Origin of the sequence: Paraburkholderia sp. A1RI_3L (assembly GCF_048957895.1) — a bacterium.
Taxonomy (GTDB): Bacteria; Pseudomonadota; Gammaproteobacteria; order Burkholderiales; family Burkholderiaceae; genus Paraburkholderia; species Paraburkholderia kururiensis.
In genome coordinates, this window is record NZ_JARCHA010000012.1 from 95,078 (window position 1) to 115,120 (window position 20,043).

At 59.3% G+C, this 20,043-nt stretch carries 18 protein-coding genes and 1 pseudogene; 11 read left to right on the forward strand and 8 right to left on the reverse strand.

Annotated features, from left to right (window positions below; genetic code table 11):
- The first annotated feature begins 346 nt into the window (after window positions 1–346).
- Entirely contained in the window at window positions 347–1,078 is a 732-nt protein-coding gene (locus tag PXJ20_RS26830) for a hypothetical protein (RefSeq protein WP_421032770.1), read from the forward strand.
- The gene (locus tag PXJ20_RS26835; RefSeq protein WP_011493942.1) at window positions 1,075–1,677 is read left to right on the forward strand and encodes a hypothetical protein; all 603 of its coding nucleotides are present in this window, start codon (window positions 1,075–1,077) and stop codon (window positions 1,675–1,677) included. The genes PXJ20_RS26830 and PXJ20_RS26835 overlap by 4 nt, the downstream gene beginning before the upstream one ends.
- Here PXJ20_RS26835 and PXJ20_RS26840 read toward each other — a convergent pair.
- Window positions 1,674–2,447, reverse strand: a complete 774-nt coding sequence (locus PXJ20_RS26840; RefSeq protein ID WP_421032771.1) for a hypothetical protein — start codon at window positions 2,445–2,447, stop codon at window positions 1,674–1,676. The genes PXJ20_RS26835 and PXJ20_RS26840 overlap by 4 nt on opposite strands.
- Window positions 2,448–2,602: 155 nt before the next feature.
- Between PXJ20_RS26840 and PXJ20_RS26845 the strand changes: the two are divergent.
- The 3 genes and pseudogenes from PXJ20_RS26845 to PXJ20_RS26855 all read left to right on the forward strand — a co-directional run.
- Window positions 2,603–2,791 (forward strand): annotated as a pseudogene (locus PXJ20_RS26845) (integrase); the annotation flags it as partial.
- Window positions 2,792–2,918: 127 nt separating this feature from the next.
- Window positions 2,919–3,650 carry a DUF5677 domain-containing protein gene (locus tag PXJ20_RS26850; RefSeq protein ID WP_421032772.1) on the forward strand — a complete coding sequence of 244 codons (732 nt, stop codon included), beginning with the start codon at window positions 2,919–2,921 and terminating at the stop codon, window positions 3,648–3,650.
- A gap of 586 nt (window positions 3,651–4,236) precedes the next feature.
- Window positions 4,237–4,941 (forward strand): hypothetical protein, encoded by a 705-nt coding sequence (locus tag PXJ20_RS26855; RefSeq protein WP_421032773.1) that lies wholly within the window; start codon window positions 4,237–4,239, stop codon window positions 4,939–4,941.
- A gap of 330 nt (window positions 4,942–5,271) precedes the next feature.
- On the opposite strand, the gene PXJ20_RS26860 is transcribed toward PXJ20_RS26855, so the two are convergent.
- The 3 genes from PXJ20_RS26860 to PXJ20_RS26870 form a co-directional block, all read right to left on the reverse strand.
- On the reverse strand, window positions 5,272–5,868 hold the full coding sequence (locus PXJ20_RS26860) for a hypothetical protein (RefSeq protein WP_421032774.1): 597 nt from the start codon (window positions 5,866–5,868) through the stop codon (window positions 5,272–5,274).
- Window positions 5,869–6,438: 570 nt separating this feature from the next.
- Window positions 6,439–10,266, reverse strand: coding sequence for an anti-phage defense-associated sirtuin Dsr1 (gene dsr1 / locus PXJ20_RS26865; protein WP_421032775.1), 3,828 nt, complete (start codon window positions 10,264–10,266; stop codon window positions 6,439–6,441).
- 536 nt (window positions 10,267–10,802) lie between these two features.
- Window positions 10,803–11,270 carry an ASCH domain-containing protein gene (locus PXJ20_RS26870; protein ID WP_421032776.1) on the reverse strand — a complete coding sequence of 156 codons (468 nt, stop codon included), beginning with the start codon at window positions 11,268–11,270 and terminating at the stop codon, window positions 10,803–10,805.
- A 313-nt stretch (window positions 11,271–11,583) separates the two neighbouring features.
- On the opposite strand from PXJ20_RS26870, the gene PXJ20_RS26875 reads away from it, so the two are divergent.
- Window positions 11,584–12,147 carry a nucleotidyltransferase family protein gene (locus tag PXJ20_RS26875; RefSeq protein WP_421032777.1) on the forward strand — a complete coding sequence of 188 codons (564 nt, stop codon included), beginning with the start codon at window positions 11,584–11,586 and terminating at the stop codon, window positions 12,145–12,147.
- 240 nt (window positions 12,148–12,387) lie between these two features.
- Window positions 12,388–13,011: a LysE family translocator gene (locus tag PXJ20_RS26880; RefSeq protein WP_421032963.1), complete on the forward strand. Its 624-nt coding sequence runs from the start codon at window positions 12,388–12,390 to the stop codon at window positions 13,009–13,011.
- A 452-nt stretch (window positions 13,012–13,463) separates the two neighbouring features.
- On the opposite strand, the gene PXJ20_RS26885 is transcribed toward PXJ20_RS26880, so the two are convergent.
- Entirely contained in the window at window positions 13,464–14,642 is a 1,179-nt protein-coding gene (locus PXJ20_RS26885) for a helix-turn-helix domain-containing protein (protein ID WP_421032778.1), read from the reverse strand.
- Window positions 14,643–15,795: 1,153 nt separating this feature from the next.
- Here PXJ20_RS26885 and PXJ20_RS26890 point away from each other — a divergent pair.
- The 4 genes from PXJ20_RS26890 (at window position 15,796) to PXJ20_RS26905 (ending at window position 17,678) form a co-directional block, all read left to right on the forward strand.
- Window positions 15,796–16,806 (forward strand): PRTRC system protein D, encoded by a 1,011-nt coding sequence (locus PXJ20_RS26890; RefSeq protein ID WP_421032779.1) that lies wholly within the window; start codon window positions 15,796–15,798, stop codon window positions 16,804–16,806.
- The gene (locus PXJ20_RS26895) at window positions 16,803–17,174 is read left to right on the forward strand and encodes a hypothetical protein (RefSeq protein WP_421032780.1); all 372 of its coding nucleotides are present in this window, start codon (window positions 16,803–16,805) and stop codon (window positions 17,172–17,174) included. The genes PXJ20_RS26890 and PXJ20_RS26895 overlap by 4 nt, the downstream gene beginning before the upstream one ends.
- A gap of 103 nt (window positions 17,175–17,277) precedes the next feature.
- Window positions 17,278–17,430 carry a hypothetical protein gene (locus tag PXJ20_RS26900; RefSeq protein WP_156125940.1) on the forward strand — a complete coding sequence of 51 codons (153 nt, stop codon included), beginning with the start codon at window positions 17,278–17,280 and terminating at the stop codon, window positions 17,428–17,430.
- Window positions 17,427–17,678, forward strand: coding sequence for a hypothetical protein (locus tag PXJ20_RS26905; protein ID WP_421032781.1), 252 nt, complete (start codon window positions 17,427–17,429; stop codon window positions 17,676–17,678). Before PXJ20_RS26900 ends, PXJ20_RS26905 begins: the two co-directional genes overlap by 4 nt.
- Before the next feature lie 71 nt (window positions 17,679–17,749).
- On the opposite strand, the gene PXJ20_RS26910 is transcribed toward PXJ20_RS26905, so the two are convergent.
- From PXJ20_RS26910 to PXJ20_RS26920, 3 genes are all read right to left on the reverse strand, one after another.
- The gene (locus tag PXJ20_RS26910) at window positions 17,750–18,055 is read right to left on the reverse strand and encodes a hypothetical protein (RefSeq protein ID WP_255219129.1); all 306 of its coding nucleotides are present in this window, start codon (window positions 18,053–18,055) and stop codon (window positions 17,750–17,752) included.
- Complete coding sequence (locus tag PXJ20_RS26915) at window positions 18,056–19,195, reverse strand: primase-helicase zinc-binding domain-containing protein (RefSeq protein ID WP_421032782.1); 1,140 nt, start codon at window positions 19,193–19,195, stop codon at window positions 18,056–18,058.
- Between the two features lie 251 nt (window positions 19,196–19,446).
- Window positions 19,447–20,031: a single-stranded DNA-binding protein gene (locus PXJ20_RS26920; RefSeq protein ID WP_421032783.1), complete on the reverse strand. Its 585-nt coding sequence runs from the start codon at window positions 20,029–20,031 to the stop codon at window positions 19,447–19,449.
- Window positions 20,032–20,043: the final 12 nt, after the last annotated feature.

Below are 20,043 nucleotides of genomic sequence, written 5' to 3' on the forward strand. Positions count from 1 at the left end.
GCGAGCATGTTTCGAACGGCACTGCTCCAACCCGGCCAGGAGCGGTCCCTCACGCATTGTCGGCGAACGACTGCTAATGAGCGATCAACCGCCCATCAGGCAGTAGCGCGCGTGATTTTTGGATCAGAGGGTCGTAGGTTCGAGTCCTACCTCACCGACGACAACGGCTCTCCCACCGAGTGAGCCAATCAGCCATCCGACGATTTTTAGCGTGTCCATATCGGCCCGTAGGTTTGATCGGTTAGATTTTAATTGCACCGAACAGCGGGATGACAAGAGTGTCAGGGGTTCGGTGCTCGTTTCCGCATGGCTTATGATTGCATCAGTCCCACGACCAGACACCGAAATGGATTCCGCCAAGGTCATTGCCGAGATAGAAGCGCAAGTTAACGTCGCCATGGATGAGGCTAGCAGGGCGATTGCTTTTCATGAGTCGTGGCGACCCATGGCATACGACGAAGAACTGCACATGCGCATGGGGAATTCGTTCGCGGCGGGAACCTTCGTAGTGATTCGGCAGGCTCTACGGCGTGAAATGCTTTTGGCCCTGCTGCGAGTCTGGGACGATCAGCAAAAATCTTTGAGTCTCCGGCGTACCTTCGAAGCGTTGCGCATCCCCGCTGTTCTCGATGCGCTGATTGAGAAGCGCACAAAGGACCGCACGGGGTCGAATGCGTTCGACAAGATACTGGCCGAGCATATTGCCGGTTCCTGTACCGATTACATCAAGAAAGCGAGCGATCTGTTCGACAAGTACTGGAAGAAGGGCGAAGCCTCGCACGTCATGCAGCATCTACATGTGCTCAGAAACACGATGCTGGCTCACAACCAACTCGCACCCCAACGTGTGAAGGGCAAAGACGCAAGGGACGACGAAATCGAGGCTTTCTATCGAGACACCCGCACTATCGTGGAATGCTTGCTTCATGCCGTTCACGCTACGGCACTCGATATGAACGATACGCAAGGCGTCTACGAAACCTATGCCCGGTTCTTTTGGGAGAGCGTGAGAGGTGAATCCACTCCGGGGCATCCTAGCTATCGAGCACCGTTCGACTCGACAGGAGTCGAACAATGAAGTTCACGGCGGGAGATGATACAGACCGCGCCTTGTGCGCGACGATCAGTCACGAGTATCTTCGTTGCGATGATGCCTTGCACGAGTTCGCACGCTTGCGTGAGCAGATGATGGCGACGGGTGATGATAGGCGCTTGTCCTACGCGGCGTATAACGCTTACGCCCGGTTCATCCATCATCTGTACGAGTTCAACATCGCATGTGCGCAGCGAGACTTTCACGACACGTCATTTCAGCCGAAGAACGATGAAGCCGACCGACTGATTGCTTCTCATGCTGATCGAGCCATACGAGTGAGGCGGCAGGCATACAACCAACATGCCTTCGGCGCACGCCCTTTCGAACCCTTCCCGGTGCTGATTGAGTTCGCGAAGGCGTTTCGTACGGCTCGCAACACGACAAACGGTCACGCCAAGCACCAACGCTATACGTTGAATCTTTCCGACTTCTTCACACGCTACCATCGGTTTTTGCTGGATATGCACAATGCTGCCCGCCACATGTGGTTGCAGCAGGGCGACCAGTTTCCCGATTGGGGTGAGATCACAGCGTTCTCTGTGGTAGTCAAGGCTACCGTTCTACCTACCGACGATGATTAAGCGGGTGGGGCATCTGTCGTGTAGAAGTAAGGCAGATGGAATCCGCGTATTGGCGGAGCGTCGAACGGCTCGGCGCTTTCTATTTTCGCTTGTGTGTCCTTGTGCTTCGCGTACAGACTTCCGAGATAAGCATTCAAATTCTCAACGATGAATTCCACGAGCGCAGTCGAAAGCTCATTAACGGTGTTCGTCATCTTCCGTACGGCCTCGGTCCATTCATCGTCCGACTCCATGTGATAGGCCTGAACCGCGACTTCCGCAGACGTCTGATATAGGTAGTTCCCCGCAACGCGGTCCCTGAGGAACACGTAGCTGCTATCCGTAGTCTTCATCTGTTCCATCGCTGGCCGAAAATCGTTGAGACTTGGATAGTGCATGGCATGCGAGTTTCGTGCATCCGATAGCCATTTGCAGTCGCCTGCCATCTTGTTAAATGTGCGTTTTAGTGTTTCACCCATGCCGTTCGGCATGTGCGGATAGCACCGTTCGCGCAGGAAACTGTTCATTTCAGGCTTGTTGATTCGCTCTTTCGCTTCGTGCAGCTTGCCGCTAAGCATGCGGGTTATGAACAGTGTCCGTGAAACCCGGCCTATTTTCTCCGGCGTTTCAGGATCGCCCGGATGTGGTGTAGAGACTATCGCCAGCTTCTGTAGGGTCATCACCTCGTTGAAGATGTGTCCAAGCAGGAGCACGGCATAGCGTGTCTCTTCTGACTCCGTATTCCATACATCGTGAGAGATTTCGAAGTGCTCAAGCTGAAGCTTCCCCATGCTGGTCTCCTATGTGGTTTGACAAATCTACCATTCCTGCGTTTTGACAAACGAAAACCGCACAGGTGTATATCAGCCCTTGCTACCCGACGAGTCGACTGGCAGAAACGGGTCTCCACGAACAGCGTCCGCACGGCGGAGGTTCAGACTGGTTCGGGCTGGACGACTCGGCGTACGGCACGCACACGATGCGTCGCACGAAGGCATCACTGATGTATCGCCGCACCAAGCCTGCCTGCGGTGCAGATACTACTGGGACACACGAGGCTCGAGAGTACCGTGCGCCTTCTCTCGGGATCGAGGTCGACGACGCACTCGAGATGGCCAAACAAACGGAAGTATGACGTGCACTGCGATCGGCGAAGGGGCGCTCGTCGGCCACCAAGGGCCCGTCGATTAGTTTCATCGAATGCCGAAGTTCGGCGTATATTCGACGCCGAATGGATCCGCCACGCGCGAGAGGGGAACGCAATGCCGAACATACCCGCAATGCTTGTGGCCGCGCACGATATAAAGGCACAAATCGACGGGCTGCTGTTGCGTGGGCGCGTGCAGGATAGTGGCGAACATCGCGTCGCTGCAACGCTGTGTCTGACGATCGCCGAGCAGTTTGCGGCGACCCTGCATTTGATAGAGGGCGGCTTCTCGTCTCATGCACCGGTCATGGTGCGTTCAATGCTGGAGGGACATGCGAATCTGCTAAACCTAGTAAGCGATCCTGCATTCGTCGACCAGATCAGGTACGACAACGCGCGTGCCGATGTCGTGTTGTTCACTGAATATGCCGCGGACCCCGAGATGCAGGGCAACGCGGACGCGCAGGAAACATTGGCCAGATGGAAAGCCGTTGCGGAACCGGTGCGTGATGAGTTGGAAGCAAAGGGCTATGGCAAGCTCGACGTGTACCAGCGATTCAAGAGAGCAAACATCTTGTCTACATACGTGGCCTACCGCGTCTTTTGCTCGTTCGCACATAACCAACTCACAACATTGTTGGCGCGTCATGCTGACCGTTTCGAGCTTCGCTACCATGCCGAAGCGCCGAATGCGCTAACTGCCAGCCTGCTGAATGTAGCCGTCAGCATTTTGTGCCAAGCGGTTGTGACGGCATCGCACTACACCGACCTGACCGACGCCGAGCTGCGGGAAATAATCGACGCTGCCGACGCAACATGGAGCACAGCGCAGGCACTCGTCGAGTAGGTGTCGGTTACCCGTATAACATGGAGCGGGTCGATGAGCCCACGCACCAGCTCAGCAAGTTCAACATCATGCTTGAATTCCCGAGAGCACACGGGTATCCAGAGCGACTAGTCGTTTCCCTCGAATACCGGCCCGTCGAGCGCGTGCTGCAGTTAGTGACGGTTTCATGAGTTATCACATTCTCGTGAGAACGTCGGTGGACCTTGACCTGCAGCCGAATCGTGCAATTCCAGAAGGCCGCTGCACCGGAAGATGTCGCTCTGTTTGGGCACCGGTCCCCAAAAATCATGGGGATGTTGCGTCCGATATTCGCTGCATTGCCGCCATTGAGCGGTATATGGCGAACGGCCACACTGGGTCGACTTATGCCAATTGCATCGGGACCTGCGCCCGAGGCGATCTCGCGCTCAGTCGTCGGGCGCTGGTCGGCCATGAGGAGTCAGTCGATAGGCTGAGTCCTTGGGCCTTCAGGCGACGGCTATCGTACACAACTCGGTCGTTGGATCAGTAGCCACGGGTGTCGCTTGCGTGCGTACGAGAAGTTGTGGAGTAACATTCGTCGACCACTACTACCGGGGAGGGAAAAATGGCGTCGTTGGTTCTTGAGATGCAGCGCGAGGCAATGAACCCGAACGGTAGCATTACCGGACTGCTACGTATGGCGCTGGTCGTTTCTCGCAAACTGGGTATCGAAGAATTTCAGCGATGGGCCGAATGCGAACTGAATGGATATAAAGCCACCGACGACGTTCCTGAATACCGCTTATTGCGCGGCGACCCTAGCGTATGGAATCCATATCACGGATGGCAACCCCTGATGTTTCAAAACCCAAAAGAGGCAGAAACCGTTTCCAAACGACCAACGCATCAACCCGCGGCGCAGATTGAGGAAATGCTACAAGGTTCGGACAACTCGACCTTCGCGATGTACTTCCCAGCGGCGGCAGAGCAGCGATTGATGAACGCGATGGCATTTCCGAAGCTACGGCCAGCCACGGTGGTTCCACGCTCAGCCATCGCGGGAATAGCCGACGCGATCCGAAACACAATTCTCGACTGGTCTTTGAAGCTCGAAAACGCCGGCGTACTTGGCGATGGATTGACGTTCTCGGCACAGGAAAAAGAGCGCGCTCCAGATGCCGGGGTCCACATCACATATCATGCGGAGAACCAGACTGTCATACAGAGCATGACGAACTCCCAGGTACAGCAGGCCACCACGGCATCGACCCAGTCTTTGGTCGTGAAGGAGGTTGACGTCGAGGCTGTCTCGAAACTCATGCAATCTTAACGGCAGTCGCTGGACGATTTCACACTGAACGGTGATCAGCGGGCGGAGATCGAAGCCGACATTACAACCGTGAGTGCCCAAGCGGCCTCACCAAAGCCGCGTTTCGCAGTTATCAAAGAGGCCATGCACAGCATGCGGTCCGTACTCGAAAATGCCGCAGGTAGCGCCGTAGGTACTGCAATCGTCGCGGAGTTTGCAAGGCTACTTTCCTGAGCAGCCGATAATGACGAGACCGGCAGATGGAGCCTTCGAAGTACTCACCGCCGTCTCGGTGATTGCTGCTCCACGGATTCCCTCGACAAGACATCCGCGGTTTAGACCGTTCTTACGTCAACTGCTCAGGAGGTCGCGCGTGTAGCCCCTCTTCAACTTTTCAGATTTTGAGAAGAATGCGAGCTTGACTCCGAAGAGATCACAGACCTTAGCGAGCTGCTCTTTTAGCGTCCTGCGGGTCATACGCTCGGCGTCCTCCGTGAACATCAGGTGGTACACCGCCCCCCAGACAATCGCCGCATCGGTGAAGCGGATGTTTTCGGTTGGTCCTACTACGGAGTAGCAACCGCTCGGTGGAATAAGTGCCTTTGCGAGATCTTCGTGAACCGTGGAACACGCGGAGAGGAAGAGTCGCCGCCCTTGCATATGCGGTTGGAGCATCTCGGCGAATTCATCGAAATCAACCTCCTCTTGGTTCGTGGTGACCAATCCCTCTGAATCCCCATGGGAAGATATGTGCAGGTAACGATAGTGGGACTCCGCAAACTCCAGCACGGCATCGTTTAAAGCATCGCGGGTCCGGACGTACCGGTATTGAGGGGCTTTTCCGTGAAGTCGCAGAATGTGGGCCAAAAACACACCCTCAAGTCTGCCATTCCCCTCGTCGTCAGGATCCAAACTCTCAATGATGAAGACGTCTGCGATTGTTTTCATGATTAACGCGCAAAGTTGGGCAGCGAGAAGCCTCTACCGGCCGATTCCACGAATACCTGCGGCCCCCGTAGTGTCGATATCTTTCGGCACGCGCCCGTACTGCCAAATGCCTTGAAGCAATCCACGCCAATTGTGGCAGCGTGGACTCCCGCTATCCCGCAATGTGCAATGGCCGATTTACTCCCGAAGGCGGTCATTATAGGGGCCGTATGAGCAACAGCGGCAATGGGTCGGGAGTGCGCGCTGACGACCGGCCGCTTTGGGGCAGCGAAATACCAATGGCCGCTTTTCGGCGATGAGTTCGAAGCGCGGATGGACTCCGCCCGCCCCACTCCAGCCGTCCAAGACAGCGTTGGTTCAACGGCGGGTATCTGAGTGGACCGGCCACCCATTGTAGCTGCTCAGGGGCAGTAGGTCGGCCAAAGCCGACCATTGCCATGTGCTCAGCCATGGTCCGCAATGTCTCGGCTTCCATCCGTTCACTTGAAGTCTGGAAATCAAAGATGCACGCTCAGCGCCCTTTGGATTGACTTGCAGAACCACAACAACGGCGTAACGTAATTCACTGCACTATGCCATCCCTCGTCTCCGTGAATACTCTCGGAGCCGCAGGTAACGGACATCTTGCGCAAGCTGTGGCGAAACTTGCACGATCACGTCCAAACATTGCCCTAACTCCTGAGGGGCCCATTGTTGGTCGGCAATCACAGTGTCCAGCAGATGCAGAGCATCCGCTGGGAACCTGGAGCATAAACCCGATTCGTGCAGCAGATGCACGACGTAGTGTGGATGTTCAATTGGTTGCAGCCAGTCTTGCATCGCAGCCAAAGCAGCCGGAAATTCAGATCGGGCAGCAATGATCAGCCGGGTCAATGATTCGGCGATTCGCGGCGTGGCAAAGTGACGGGACTTGGGCCAAACATACTGCCAGAACGGCTGGACACGGTTCTTCCAATAGTCCTCGCGTTGATCGCCGGCCCCTTCAAGAGCCTGAGAGAGCGCCTGTGCGGATTCCTCGAGCCCTTCTTGAGGCAGGGCTCCAATGGCAGATCGGAACTCATCGACGGTGTAGCCCTCGGTCGGCCCCAATGCCGCGTAAGTCAGAAAGGCTGCGAACTGCTGGCGGTGTTCACCTAAGTCGGCGTAGTGGTTGGCGCTCTCCAAGAAGTGCAGTTTGAACGCAATCAACAAGGGCTGGTACAAGCGCGGTGACCACAAAAAGCCTTCCCACACGGCTTTCGCTTCAGCCGGATTGCTCCAACTGAACAACGGCAACAGTTTTTGCTCGGTCCAAGTTCGATCAACGCGGAAAAGCGCGATCAATTGTGAACCCAACAGAACCCGCCCGTGACGGAATCGATCCACCTGCACATCACAGAGCTCCGTGAAGAAGGGCTCAATTGCTGCAGGAAGCTGATCGTTGTCGTTCGGATTCCGTTTGAACCACAGGTTGAGCAGCGCCTGTGTGACATGCCCGACCGGATGATTGATGGCTTCGGTAACAGGTCGGTCAATCGGCTCACCATTGAGCGTCATCCCGGTGCCAGCTTCAAGCGGCAAGCATAGGATGCGGCGACACAGGTTCAGCAGGATTTCCTCGTACTGATTGATCGATTTCGAAACGTTGTCGATCCACCACGTCACAGCGTGGGCAATTTCCTGGATGACGGCGTCTGGCATGGTCTGCACCAATGGTGCTGCGTATCGCCACGACCGCAGCACCATTCCTTCCTCGCTCCAGACTTGCAGTGCCTCGCGCCATCGTCCGGCCGGCCATACCCCATCACGTGACAGATCGCACAGTGCGTATAGGCTATGAAAGAAGCGGTTGCGACAAACGTCGCGCCACGTGTCCTCATAGAGCGGTCGCTGTTCGGGCCGTGGCTTTGTGAGCCATTGAACGAGTTCGCGCCGCTTTCGAGGCGCGATGTCGACATCCCGGCTCTCTTCATAGTCCGGATCGCCGGTGCCGCTCATCCAGTGGGAGAACTCGTCACGCTCATTGGCGGCCAACTGCCATTGCGGGTATTTATTGGAAAGTTCCGTCAAACGCGCCGCTGCGAGTACTCCCTGCGTGAGACCCGAGGCATTCAATTTGGCCAGATGCAGCCAGACTGAGTGCGCCACCAAGTCATTCCACCGGTCTGGTTCGAGATCGTCTCTGTACATTTCGCGCGGTGGGCCAGCTACGATGGCGGCCTCCAGACGCTCCTGTGCAGTACCTGCCAACTGACACCCTTGCAGAACCAACAGCCGGAATACCTCCCGTCCCGTATCCGCGGACCATAGCCACCAAGCATCATCCGCCAACAGCCAATCCACCCACTGTTCGGGTGCGATGCAAGCATCCTGGCTGGCAGCAAAAAGGGCCAGTCGTTTGAACGTAGGATACGGCAGATCGAACCATGTCTGGGCAATTCGCGCGGCACGAGCATTGTCGATGTCGCGAACCACCAGCCACGCATCGCGCAGCAATTCAATCAGGCTGACCCAGTCGCGAAAGCCGCGGTTCTGCCAGTGCGGACTGATGGACGGCAGATCCCACTGCGAGCGATCGCTGTGGTCGTCCGCTTCGCCCAACTCGCGTAGCAAGTCCAGCGCATCACGCAGCAGCTGCTGGAAGTCCTCTAGCAGCTGGGGCAGGGCAGACGCCCAGTGCTCGTCGGCAAGATCGCGCCGAGCTGAATGCACGTGATCGGCGGCTAGCACAAGCTCCCAGTCCACCAATTGCCTGATTCGCGCGGGCTCGGCAGTGCTTGCCTCCTCGTCTCCCCAACGAAATGGTTGCTTCAATGCCACCAAGGGCGCGAGTAGATCGCGCAATTCCAGGCGCAGCGTGCTGGTCAGCCCCTCTCGCTTCAGCCGACTTTTCCAGCGGTATAGATCGTGGTCACGCCTTGATGATTTCACCCTCCCGCTGAGCAGCAGGCTCCACAGCGTGCGCATCAGGGGGCTGGGGATGGCCTTTGGCGCCTGTAACCGGACTTCATCCAGCTCGACAGTTTTGCCTTCGCGCTCCTTGATGGCAAAGTCATTCAGTTTGTCTTCGATCAGCCACGCCCAGCGGTCATGCAACTGGCCGCCGCGTTGTGCGATCCAGATGATCAGCTTCGGGTCATCCAGGTGGCGTACCAACCAGCGCGCCAGATGAAACATCACGTCATCCCACTGGCTGTCGGTGGTACCACCGGCGGCCAGCAGCATCGGCGGTGCGCGGTCGTAGGGCGCCGGCCGGCGAATCAGGCTGAAGCGCAACTTCGCGTCCACCTCGTCGCGTGGGGGTACGCCAAACTGGGCGAGGTCGCTGTACTGAAAGCGTTCGTCCGAGAAGGCTTCCAGCAGCCAGTCCAGCGACGGAACGGGGTTGAAGTCGGCAAAACGCTTGGCCGGCAGTCCCGACTTGTCCGACAAGGCCCACAACATCCGCCCAACGAAGTCGTCTTGCCGTGTGCTTGCTGATGGCCGCGCCAAGGCGTGACTGACGACGATGCGCTCCTTGCCCAGTACCCCATCGCGGTAGGTTTCCGCCCAAGCGTGCAAGGTTTTATGGAGCGCTGAATGGTCATGGCTACCGGGGGGGACTTCGTAGAGGATGGGCGTGACGCCCTTGGCTTCCCACTCGATGGTCTTGCGATGCTCTTGCCCACGCTCGCAATCGCCGAGCGCCCAGGCCTGCGGCGTGACTTCGCCTAGCATCCTGTCAGCAGCCAGCGCATCCATCATGTAGCGCAACACCGGATCGTTGATGCTGTAACCCACGAAACAGACGACGTAATTGCGGAATAACTCGCTCACGAAGCGGGCGGCCCAGCGCTCCGTGAGGTAGGCCAGACCGAAATCCCCACTGGTGACTACCAGACGGTTCAGGACTGTATCGTCAGCCCTTTCTGAAAGCAGACCGTGCAGGAAGACCAGCCCGTTCCAGCGGCTGTTCTTTGGGATAGGTAGCATTGGCGCGGCATACGTTTGGAAAACTTGGCCCGTGCGTTTGGCCGCCGCATGAAACACACGGTCGAAGTTGGTGGAGACCAGCCGCAGCGACCCCTCATGGCTACGCGCCAGTCGCAACAGTGCCGCCTGTGTATCGGTGGCTCCATTACGGCGCAACTTAGGTTTGAGTGCCTGCGCCAGAGCACGACGGACGGCCAAGCGCTGCCCTGGCAGACGTCGCTCCAGCAGGTCGAGCGTGGCGTCAAACTGCCCCCGGTCGAAGGACTCGCGCTCGATGTCCGAGAGCGGTGTGCCGTTCAACCGGTAAATCTCTTCCACCAGCCCCTTAAAGCCTGGCAGGCCTGCAGGGTAGGAAATACCTGCGCCGCAGAAGAACACTACTCGCCCCTCCTCGTGTGCCTGCAAGAGCGCATTCGGTATGTCCGGGCCGTTGGTAACGAATTGCAAAATAATCCCCTATTGTCACTTTTATAGCCGCAATATTTTATTGGCGTAATCAGATTAACCACAATCAGGAATTCGCTCTAAGGTTTGTGCTGTTCAAGGACGACCATCGACGCAAACCTTCAGGGAGATGGCGGCGTCAATGTCTGCAAGATCAACGATATCGGCCGTTGAACCGGGCAAACCTAACTGTCAGCAAAGACCGAGTTGTGCGCGTAACCTATCAGGCTGCTTTCAAAGCGAACCGGACGCTCAAATGACAACTTTGTTAGATTGACGAAAGTCAGCAGTTGGCCGATTGGGCGAAGTCGCCAACGGCCGCTCATGCGCAGGCCGCTTTGCAAAAACTGGATTCAGCTGACTGACCGCTTCGGAGAAGGTTATCTGACCGGGATGGGTCGGATTATGCCTTTTGCATTAGATGGGCGCCCGGCTTGATCGCCGCGCCAAGCCGTGGGGCAAGGTGCGGCCAGGAGCGTTCCTCGGGAGTTGCCCGAGGAACGACTGCTTGCAGACCGGCAGCAGTCGAATTGAGATTGCTAACCCAAATCGACCATCAGGTCGAACGTCTCGCACACGAGCGGCATTGACGCTACGGCCTGTCGTCCTATCCGCTGACACTCCCTGCTGAAGAACTTCCAGTGCTCCGCGCGCCAGAATTCGAGCGAGAGGTCACCTTCTCCTTCGGCCGCCGCAAACTCGCTAGAGACTTTCTCGAAAGGGACTATCTCGACTTTCGTCGTCCGGAGCAGCAGAACGGGGCGATTGCGAAAGCCCAGAACAATTTCGATGTCCCCTTCCTGCGGCAGGGGTTCCCCGTCAAGTTCCCATGACCACAGCAGGCTACACGTGCCGCGCTTTGCCTTGGACGCTATCAAGGAAATGAGCACTGCTGAGGATTGGTCCGAGTCGCCATAGCTACCCATTCGAACATTGGCCCCGGAAAGATCGATTCCGCGTTCGCTTAGCGCTGTAATCAACTCGGGCAGTGTAGGCGTATCGGACATAGATTATGGCGAGACACGGTACGTACGACGTCAGGAATCGCATTCTATTGCATGCCAAGGTACGCCTTGAACGTCCCGCATTGACCGGTGAGCCGACGTTCGTTCGAGGAGCCGACAAGGCAGCATGGGTCGCTTTATGCCCGTTGCATGAGAGGCCGTCTCCGCGACGATCACTCCGCTCGGCCGTCGGACGCTGGCCGGCCATGAGCCGCCGATCGACGGCGACGCCTGTTTCGTCGACAATCCTCTGGAAATGTCGCGAGGGTTGCATGGCGACGATGCACTTTCGGGGATTGACGTGCGAACAACCAATATGCAGACACGCCTTGCGGCCATCGCACGTGAATCGGAATGGTTCTGGTCCGCGCTCGTCGCAGTGCGCAGTCTCAATCTGCCCTCGTGGTGTATAGGTGCTGGGGCTGTTCGCGATCTCGTGTGGGATTCGCTGCACGATTTCCGTACTGCATCTCCGTTGTCTGACATTGACGTCGCACACTTCGACGCCTCCGACCTCACAGGCAAGTGCGACGCGAATATTCAGCGCCGATTAAATGGTATCCGTCCGAACACACCGTGGGAGGTCACTAATCAGGCTGCCGTGCACACGTGGTTCGAAGCGACTTTTGGTCATCCGGTCTCGCCGCTGGCTTCGCTGGAGGACGCTGTCGCATCGTGGCCCGAGTTCGCGACATCTGTCGGATTAACGCTACGCGAAGACGACTCGATTGACGTAATCGCACCGTATGGGCTTGACGATCTTTTTGCTATGGTGGTCCGGCGAAACCCGGCACGTGTCAGCGTCGAAGCTTACCGAAAGCGAATCCAACAGAAGCAGTATCAAAGGCGCTGGCCGCGCGTAACGATCGTGCCGAGCTGACCGGCACACAGATTGATTGTCTGCTGTGGAGCAGGCGACCGCTACGATCACCGTGCAATATGCTCATCATAGAGGGCGGCGGTCGGCAAATCGCAGCGCCCGCAACGGGCGGCCAGGAACGGACGATCGACGCGAGGGCTAGATTGCTCACAATTTTGTGCGGAACTGACGGCGTGTAGACCTCGCACGATTGTTACAGGGCTAAAATTCATGATGAAAACGCTTTGGGAGCTTCGATTCATGTTCGGCATTTCCGATTTCCCGCTCTTTGTCGGCGCTGTCATGCTGCTCAACGTCACGCCCGGTCCCGACATGGCGTACGTCGCCGGGCAAAGTATTGCGCATGGTCGCCGGGCCGGCATATTGTCGGCGCTTGGCGTGTCCGTGGGGGGAAGCGTTCACACGCTCGCTTGTGCGCTTGGCCTCAGCGCGCTGATCGCAGCATCTCCTGCCGCATTCACCCTAATCAAATGGGTTGGGGCGATCTACCTCGTCTATCTCGGCCTGCAAATGGTGCGTAGAAACGACGCGACAAGTGCGGTTTCGTCGGCTCTTCGCCCAAGTGGGTCTTTTGTCGTAAGAGGCATCGTTTCCAACGTGACGAACCCGAAGGTACTGTTGTTTTATATCGCTTTCCTTCCGCAGTTCGTCAACCCTGACAGTCATCAAAAGACAACTGCACTGCTGATTCTCGGCGCGACTCTGGTCGCGCTTGGATTCCTGACGGATTGCATCATCGTGTACGGTACCGCAAGAGCATCGGGTTTAATCCGAAAGCGGACTGCTGCCGCGAAATGGCTAAACCGAATCGTTGGGACGGGGTTTATCGGCTTGGGCTTTCGTCTGGCCACGAGCACTCGGTGACGATGTAAGGATTAGATGGTTGGGCAGAAAAACGCACCATGTTGTTCGGGGCGAGGCAATATGACGTGCTGGCATAAACTCACGCGATCCGCATCCGCCTGCAGCTAGCTGCAAAAACACGGAGCCTTGCAATGTTCACCCGGTATCGACAGCTAGGTGCGAGCATGCTACTGACCCGATACAGCAGGGAATAGCAGTGTCTCCTGCTGTGTGCGGAAGCTGCGATACGCCGCCGCGCGGGGACCTCGGGTTCAAAGGAGTTCCGGGGTACACATGGCCGTTTTCGGCAAAGATGAAGGACTGCTCCGGGTCGACAAGGGGCGTCCGCGGACATCCCGGAATACCCAAAAAAAGACCGGCTGCCCGGGCCGGTCCAAACCTGTTCTGGCTTTTTTGGAGAGGCGCCAGAACCGAGAGACAGGTCATATTCTCGATCCTGCGGGGTCACGGGCCTATCCCATATCGTTCGTTGTTTCGCGCCCATTCCCGAACCGCTCTGCTGATCCAGACGCAAGTAGCCGGTAAAGCGCCTGCCGCGAAATTCCGAGCGCGGCCGCCGCGTGCGATTTGTTGCCGCCCACAGCCCGGAGCGCGACCACGGCCTGCGCCAATGTCACCACCGGTTTCGCGAGCCGCTCCTGCCGGGCGAACGTGGACAGGTAGGCATTTGCCTTTGTCGCGCGACTGTGTCCGGCCGCCTCGACCACCCTGCGCATCGCCTCTGCATGCAGTGCGGGATCAGGGCGTGTCCCCACCTGCTTGACCGGTGCCGCTACCCCGGTCACCTTCTCGTACAGCTCCTGCAGATACTGGTGGCGTAGACCGTGGCTTGTCACACCAAGTCCGGCCTTCGTGATTCCGTGCCGGTCCATCACGTAGTAATACCAGTCACGCCACTGCTTCAACGTGCGGTCCTCGGGTACGGTCGAACCCGTAACCGGATTGCAGAAGCGCGCGGCCTCTTCGAGCACCGCCATCTTCGCCTCGAGCGGGACGTTGCGTGCCCGCCCTCCCTTCGTTCCCCGCGTGACCGCCAGAAACCCTGTGTCCCTGACTGCACGCAGCGGCTGAAGCATGAAACTCTCCTCAAGACGAAGGCCGAACGCAGCCTGCAGCTTCAGCTGCACAGCGACGCGCGGGCACGTCTGCGCGATCGCCTCAATTTTCTCCGTCGCGTTCACGCCGTTGGCTGCCCACGACCTGTCCGCCTCAGCGACATACGAGCGCACAAGGCCGTGCTCACGCCGGTCCACGTAGTCTCCAAGCGTACCCACGACGCCGGTCTTGCTCATCCAGTCCGCCAGTGCGCGCAGGTACGTCAGCTTGTTTTCGATCGTGCCACCGGACTGGCCCTCCCCGACCCACTTCGACACCAGCCAGGCCACGTGTTTGCTGCGCAGGTTCCACGGGCTCGCCAGCGCGAAGCCGCCTTCGCGCAACTCCACGAACGCCCTGCAGATCGCGCTCGTGCGGCGCTCCTGCGTCTTGATCGAGAGGGCCTTCGTGCTGATACGTGTCGTGCTGTGCACCGCCGACACGTGTTCGTCGAACAGCCGGATCAACGCCTCCGCCATTGGCGGCGTCAGGCGATGTCCACGTACGACCGCCCGTATATTCAGGATCGCTGCCATACCAACTCCGCTACCAGCCGGGTCTTGTCCCCGACCATGTTCTGCTGCGCGCGGGCGACGCCCCTGCCTGGCGTCGGGTACCCTCGTTCGCAGCCCGATCTACGTGCCGCCTGCCACACGGCTTCGCCGTTGCCCCCGGCGTGGGGTTTGCTGCCTTCCCTACCTTTAGCGATTCCATCCGATCAGCCCGACGCACGGAAGAGATGCGTTCCGACTGTCCACCTGCTGCGGCGCGGGGCATGGCGCTTCGCGCATACTCTGCCCGCCTCTACTGCTAACTTCCGCCTGCCGTGGCTACCCGACCGACCCCGGACGCATACCTACGTCTGGACGCGGAGCACGCTTTCGCGGTCCATCCGCGCCCGGGTCAACTGCCGGGCAATTCCTGTTGCGCTGTTCTGCTCTCGGTCGCGCGAACCGGTCTGTCTTCCGTTCAGGGAGTCGCGAAACGCCGGCGTAGCCAGCGCGCAGGATCTCCCCCGTCCCCAAGCACGTTCACGTCAGCCGCGGTGTATCGGGCCTCCTGAACGCACCCAGCGTGGTGTGCTGAAAGGACGTGTGTAGTGCACATGAGGCAGGTCGCGAACTGTCCGGCTGTCCGCGTCCACATTTCCTCATTGCGCATCATCGCGGCGGACACCCGCCGATCGTATGGATATCGCACTGTCCGGTGGTCCTCATGGTGGACCACCGTGGACTTGATCCGATTGAAAAAAAGCCGCGTCACAATGGAACGCGGACAGTGGGGAAAAAACGTGCCCTCGCGGGCTGGGGACGATGGCCAAGGAGGCCAGATTGAGGACGCACGAAAGCGCGTTGCACTTCAGGTCGATGCGTCAGGGACGCGGCAGGTATTGCCAAGAATAGCCGGCCGCCGCAAGCGCACACACCCAAAAGCTCGCCGGAACGCATCTGCTTTCGCGGACTTGACTTCTCACGCCGCTCGCTAGACTGGTCATCGCAATGTCGGAGTTAATCCCGGAGTTGCCTGGCAGTCCATTGCAATCTCCGGGTTTATGTCGGAGATTCCTCGGACGCTGATTGGTATCTCCGACTTTATGTCCGACTTCGCCCTCTGCCCGCCAACGAAGCCGGAGATTATGTCCGGCTTTGACAGTGAATCCAGTCCAACCTGTCTGAGGAACACACTTCCATGAAAACCCCCGTCTTCGCAATCGACGTCGGCTACGGCAATACTAAATATGCATACCGTGCGGCCAGCGGTACTGTCGCGGCAGGCATGTTCCCTTCGCTCGCGCCGCTCGCCGCGAGCCGTGCGCTAGCGGGATACGGCGAGGGCGTCCTGAAGTCCCGCAAGGTCGCTACCGTCATCGTCGACCAGATCGAGTATGAGGTCGGTCCCGACGTCTCGCTCACGGCCGCCTATGGCAAGACGGGGCGCGCACTCGCCGACGACTATGTCCTTACGAACAACTACGCTGCGCTGCTCTTCGGTGCGATCCACTTCGCGGGCGTCACGCACATCGACCGGCTCGTGCTCGGGCTCCCTGTGCACAACATGAAGAAGTTCGCTGCCGCACTCAAGGAGCGTTTCGCTGGTGAGCATGACTTCGGGTTCGGGCCTGTTGTGATCGACAAGGTCATCGTGATCCCGCAGCCCCTGGGGTCACTCGTGCTTGCTACGAGCGCACGTCCGGGAGGCTTCGGTGGGAGCGACGCGCATCTGGTCGTGGACGTCGGATATTTCACGACGGACTGGGTGTACGCGAACGGCCTGACCATGGACGACAAGCTCAGCGGTGGAATGCCGGGCGGAGCATCGCAGATCTCGCAGCGCATCGCGAATCTGATCGCGCGCGACGAAGGCGAGGAGGTGGACAGCATCGAGCTTATCGACAAGGCGCTTCGGGAACAGAAGCCGTTCTTCTTCTATGGAAAGGACATCGCCCTGGCCCCGTACCTCAAACGCGCGGAGCCGGTTATTACAGGCGTCGTGAAGGAAATGCAGACGAGCGTGGGAAGGCTCCCGAACGTGCGCTCGATCATCCTCTCGGGAGGCGGTGCCGCGCTCTACGCCGCGGCGATCCGCGAAGCGTTCCCGCGCGTCGTCATCGAACTGATCGATTCACCATGCCTCGCGAACGCCCGCGGCTTTCTGATCATCGGGGAGGCACTCCTCGCACGGGAGCGGCGCGCAGCATGAGCGACAAGTACGAAATGGCGGTGACGATCAATCCACTCGTCTGCCCCCTGCTTCATGCGAGACTGAGCCAGTGTGCAACGGCCCGCGAGCGGGCTGCCGTGCTGCGCGCGCTCGCAGAGAAGGTGTTGCGGCTTGAATTGACGGGCGAGCTGTTGCCGGAAAGCACACGGGCGGGCGGACCAGCATCGCATGCGGCCGGGCGCGAGCCTTCGTATGAATCCGACGTCGGCGGCGACGCGCTCCCCATCCCGCGAAGTCCGGGAGGCCCAGCCCGGGGCATCCAGGCGCTGCGCCTGGGAGGCTCGGTCGATGTCGACCCGATGGTTGGCGACGCGATCGGCAGCCAGCTGGCGGGATACCTCGACTGATCCGCGGTTGACTTTGGGCGCGGTGTGCGAAGATAAATCAATGCGCCGGGGATATGATCAACGATCGTTCGCCGGTGCAAGACCGCATAAACGGAGAATGCAGATGGAATACCAGCTTGTGAACGCGATCCTTCACGGCCAGCGCCTGACAGAGCCGCTGACCTGGCTGTTCATCGCCGCGTGCGTGGCCGCCGTCGTTGCCGGCTGGAAGGTTGGCTGCCTGCTCGATGCGTATCAGCAACGCGGGACCGAATGATGGACTTCCTCGCAAAGGCATGGGCCGCTTTCACGGGCTGGCACTGGCTGGCCCGTCGCGCGGCCGTCGCCGCGGCATGCCTCCTGGCCATTCCCATCATGGTTGTCCTGCACGAACATGGCTTCAGGAACTTCACCACCGTCGCCTTCATCGTTATCGAGGTCGCCCTCTTCTGGGCGGTGGGCGGCTGGTACGTCCTTCTCGGCGCGCTGCGCGTGTTTGGCTGGTGGACGCGACTCGGGCGTTAGCGCTCAGCACAGACGAAAAAAAAGGCGGGTCCCACAGTTGTTGTGGGACCCGCCGTCGTTTCAGGGGGAAATTACTGCAGAGGTCTGGCGGCCTTGATTGCGAGCCTCGCGGTGCAGAAGTCGAATGCCGCTTCGAACGGCTGCCCTTCGGCAACAGTCCTGCACGCATTCCGATCGAACACGTCGAACGCGACCGCCTCGGATTTGCATACCGGCCGGTTGCCGTCGGTCGCGACAATCGTAAATCGCTTGCCAACGATCATCTGGAAATAGCTCATTTTCTGCCTCAAAGGAAAAGAGCCCGACGGAGTGTCCCCGGCGGGGACGAATCCCCACCGGGCTGGTTCACGAAATGCGCCGGACAGGCCGGCGGTCAATCAGATGGCCAGGGTGCGACGTTCAGCATGTGTGGCAAGCCGAACAGCGGATCGCGCTTCACGCGCCGCGATCCATCGCGCTTTCCACTGGTCCGCGAAGTCGGTTCCGCGCAACTTTGGACGATGCAGCACGACGGTGTAGCCCTCCGCGCGCAGGCGCTTCGCGAGCATCATCGCAGCCGCTACACCAGGCGACTGCCGCGTCTTCGGATCGACGTGGTCGAAGTCCATGAAGACGTGCACGACCTTGATGCCCATCCCTTCCGGCACCACGAACTGGGAGAGCTGGATGCGGTTCAGGCAGTACCAGACCGGCACGCCCGAATCCATGTGAGCGCCGTATACGGTCTCGAGTCCCTCCCCTACACCGATCTCGCCGTCGACCGGGTCCATCAGGCGCACGGCGCCGCCCGCGAGCGGGTTCAGCGTCATGCCGTTGAGCTTTGAATCAAGGATCTCGCCATCCGGCGCCACGATCGTCGCTTTCTCCGGCTTGACCGGATCGAGGAACGTCCGGTGCAGCGTTCCAAGCCGCCCGTCAGGTAGCTCAAAGCGAGCAACGATGCCAGGCCATTTGCCGAGCACCTTGTCGTCATGCCTGTACTCCAGCATGCCCAGGCGCAGCGCCGGTGACGGACCGGCCGTGAGGCCGGGTACCCGCTCGTGCAGATAGCGCATCGAGAGGTCGCCCACGGCCTGCAGGCGAGCGCTGTTCCAGATGCCGTTGAGCCATTTCGCGGCGAATTCAGGACTTGCCCAGCGCTTCGGCGCGGGGGCATTCACGTTCGCACTGCGGCGCGCTGGCGGCGGTGGTGAGCCGCCGTCGAGTTGCCGCATCAATCGGAAGAGCCCGATGCGGTTCACTCGCGCGATAAGCTGTAGCCCGTCTCCTGCCATGGGTCTGCCGTCGTCACACTGACGACAGATCCAGTCACCACGGCCCAGCTTGTTGTCGTAGGTAAAGCGGTCGTCTCCGCCGCAGACCGGGCAGGCGCACGCCTTTCCGGTCAGGTAGCTCGCGGCGATGCCATAACTCATCAAGGTCGAAATCCATGCCTCCGGAGAGAGCGTGAATTCCTTCAGCCTGCGTTGCAGCCACTCGTACTGCTCGGGTGACAGCCCGCGTCCAGATGTACTCATAGTCACTCTCCGTTGTGGAAGTGGATTGGGTCGGTGCCTGAGACAGGCGTGGGAAACGCGTGCTCAAAGGAGCCGTCTGCCTCTCGCGGGCGACTCCTTTGAACAGGGTTGCGATGTGCAGAGCAGGTGGGTGCGCAGCGGACCGCGCACGGGCAGGAAGATCGTCGCGTGACGCACCGGAGGGTGCGCCACGAAGACGATGGGTGAGGATTTACGGGATCAACAATGCCGAACGGTGAGCGGTTCCGGGATCAGATGGCAGACCATGCCGCGCGGGCATAGGCCGGGCCGAAGGGAATGTCGTCCGACATCTCGTCGAAGCCACCACCGGCCGGCACACGCATACCGGCGCCAGCACCAGCTGAGGATTGCGGCGGCTGTGCGCGCGTTCCGGTTGTAGCCCGCGGGTCATGACGCTGCTCCCGCGACGGCTGCTGGCCGCGGCCCTGCGACGTGCTCTCGAAACCATTGTCGCCTGCGGCATCGCGCTGGGCGCCGCCGCTGCGACCGCCGAGCATCTGCATCTGGTCCGCGACGATTTCGGTGGAGTAACGGTCGGTGCCGTCCTGAGCCTGCCATTTGCGGGTGCGGATGCGCCCTTCGATGTAGACCGACGATCCCTTCTTCAGGTACTCGCTGACAATCTCTGCGAGGCGACCGAAGAAGACGACGCAGTGCCACTCCGTTGCTTCCTTCATCTCGCCCGACGCCCGGTCCTTATAGCGGTCGGTCGTGGCAAGACGGATGCTGGCCACGGCGTCGCCGCTGGGCATGTAACGCACCTCGGGGTCCGCGCCGAGATTGCCGACGAGGATGACCTTGTTCACTGATGCCATGAAAAACTCCTG

What these genes read in the sequence shown, in the direction of transcription:
- PXJ20_RS26830 (WP_421032770.1), top strand. Translation starts at nt 347, where the DNA reads ATGGATTCCGCCAAGGTCATTGCCGAGATAGAAGCGCAAGTTAACGTC.
- PXJ20_RS26835 (WP_011493942.1), top strand. Translation starts at nt 1,075, where the DNA reads ATGAAGTTCACGGCGGGAGATGATACAGACCGCGCCTTGTGCGCGACG.
- PXJ20_RS26840 (WP_421032771.1), bottom strand. Translation starts at nt 2,447, where the DNA reads ATGGGGAAGCTTCAGCTTGAGCACTTCGAAATCTCTCACGATGTATGG.
- PXJ20_RS26850 (WP_421032772.1), top strand. Translation starts at nt 2,919, where the DNA reads ATGCCGAACATACCCGCAATGCTTGTGGCCGCGCACGATATAAAGGCA.
- PXJ20_RS26855 (WP_421032773.1), top strand. Translation starts at nt 4,237, where the DNA reads ATGGCGTCGTTGGTTCTTGAGATGCAGCGCGAGGCAATGAACCCGAAC.
- PXJ20_RS26860 (WP_421032774.1), bottom strand. Translation starts at nt 5,868, where the DNA reads ATGAAAACAATCGCAGACGTCTTCATCATTGAGAGTTTGGATCCTGAC.
- PXJ20_RS26870 (WP_421032776.1), bottom strand. Translation starts at nt 11,270, where the DNA reads ATGTCCGATACGCCTACACTGCCCGAGTTGATTACAGCGCTAAGCGAA.
- PXJ20_RS26875 (WP_421032777.1), top strand. Translation starts at nt 11,584, where the DNA reads ATGCAGACACGCCTTGCGGCCATCGCACGTGAATCGGAATGGTTCTGG.
- PXJ20_RS26880 (WP_421032963.1), top strand. Translation starts at nt 12,388, where the DNA reads ATGTTCGGCATTTCCGATTTCCCGCTCTTTGTCGGCGCTGTCATGCTG.
- PXJ20_RS26885 (WP_421032778.1), bottom strand. Translation starts at nt 14,642, where the DNA reads ATGGCAGCGATCCTGAATATACGGGCGGTCGTACGTGGACATCGCCTG.
- PXJ20_RS26890 (WP_421032779.1), top strand. Translation starts at nt 15,796, where the DNA reads ATGAAAACCCCCGTCTTCGCAATCGACGTCGGCTACGGCAATACTAAA.
- PXJ20_RS26895 (WP_421032780.1), top strand. Translation starts at nt 16,803, where the DNA reads ATGAGCGACAAGTACGAAATGGCGGTGACGATCAATCCACTCGTCTGC.
- PXJ20_RS26900 (WP_156125940.1), top strand. Translation starts at nt 17,278, where the DNA reads ATGGAATACCAGCTTGTGAACGCGATCCTTCACGGCCAGCGCCTGACA.
- PXJ20_RS26905 (WP_421032781.1), top strand. Translation starts at nt 17,427, where the DNA reads ATGATGGACTTCCTCGCAAAGGCATGGGCCGCTTTCACGGGCTGGCAC.
- PXJ20_RS26915 (WP_421032782.1), bottom strand. Translation starts at nt 19,195, where the DNA reads ATGAGTACATCTGGACGCGGGCTGTCACCCGAGCAGTACGAGTGGCTG.
- PXJ20_RS26920 (WP_421032783.1), bottom strand. Translation starts at nt 20,031, where the DNA reads ATGGCATCAGTGAACAAGGTCATCCTCGTCGGCAATCTCGGCGCGGAC.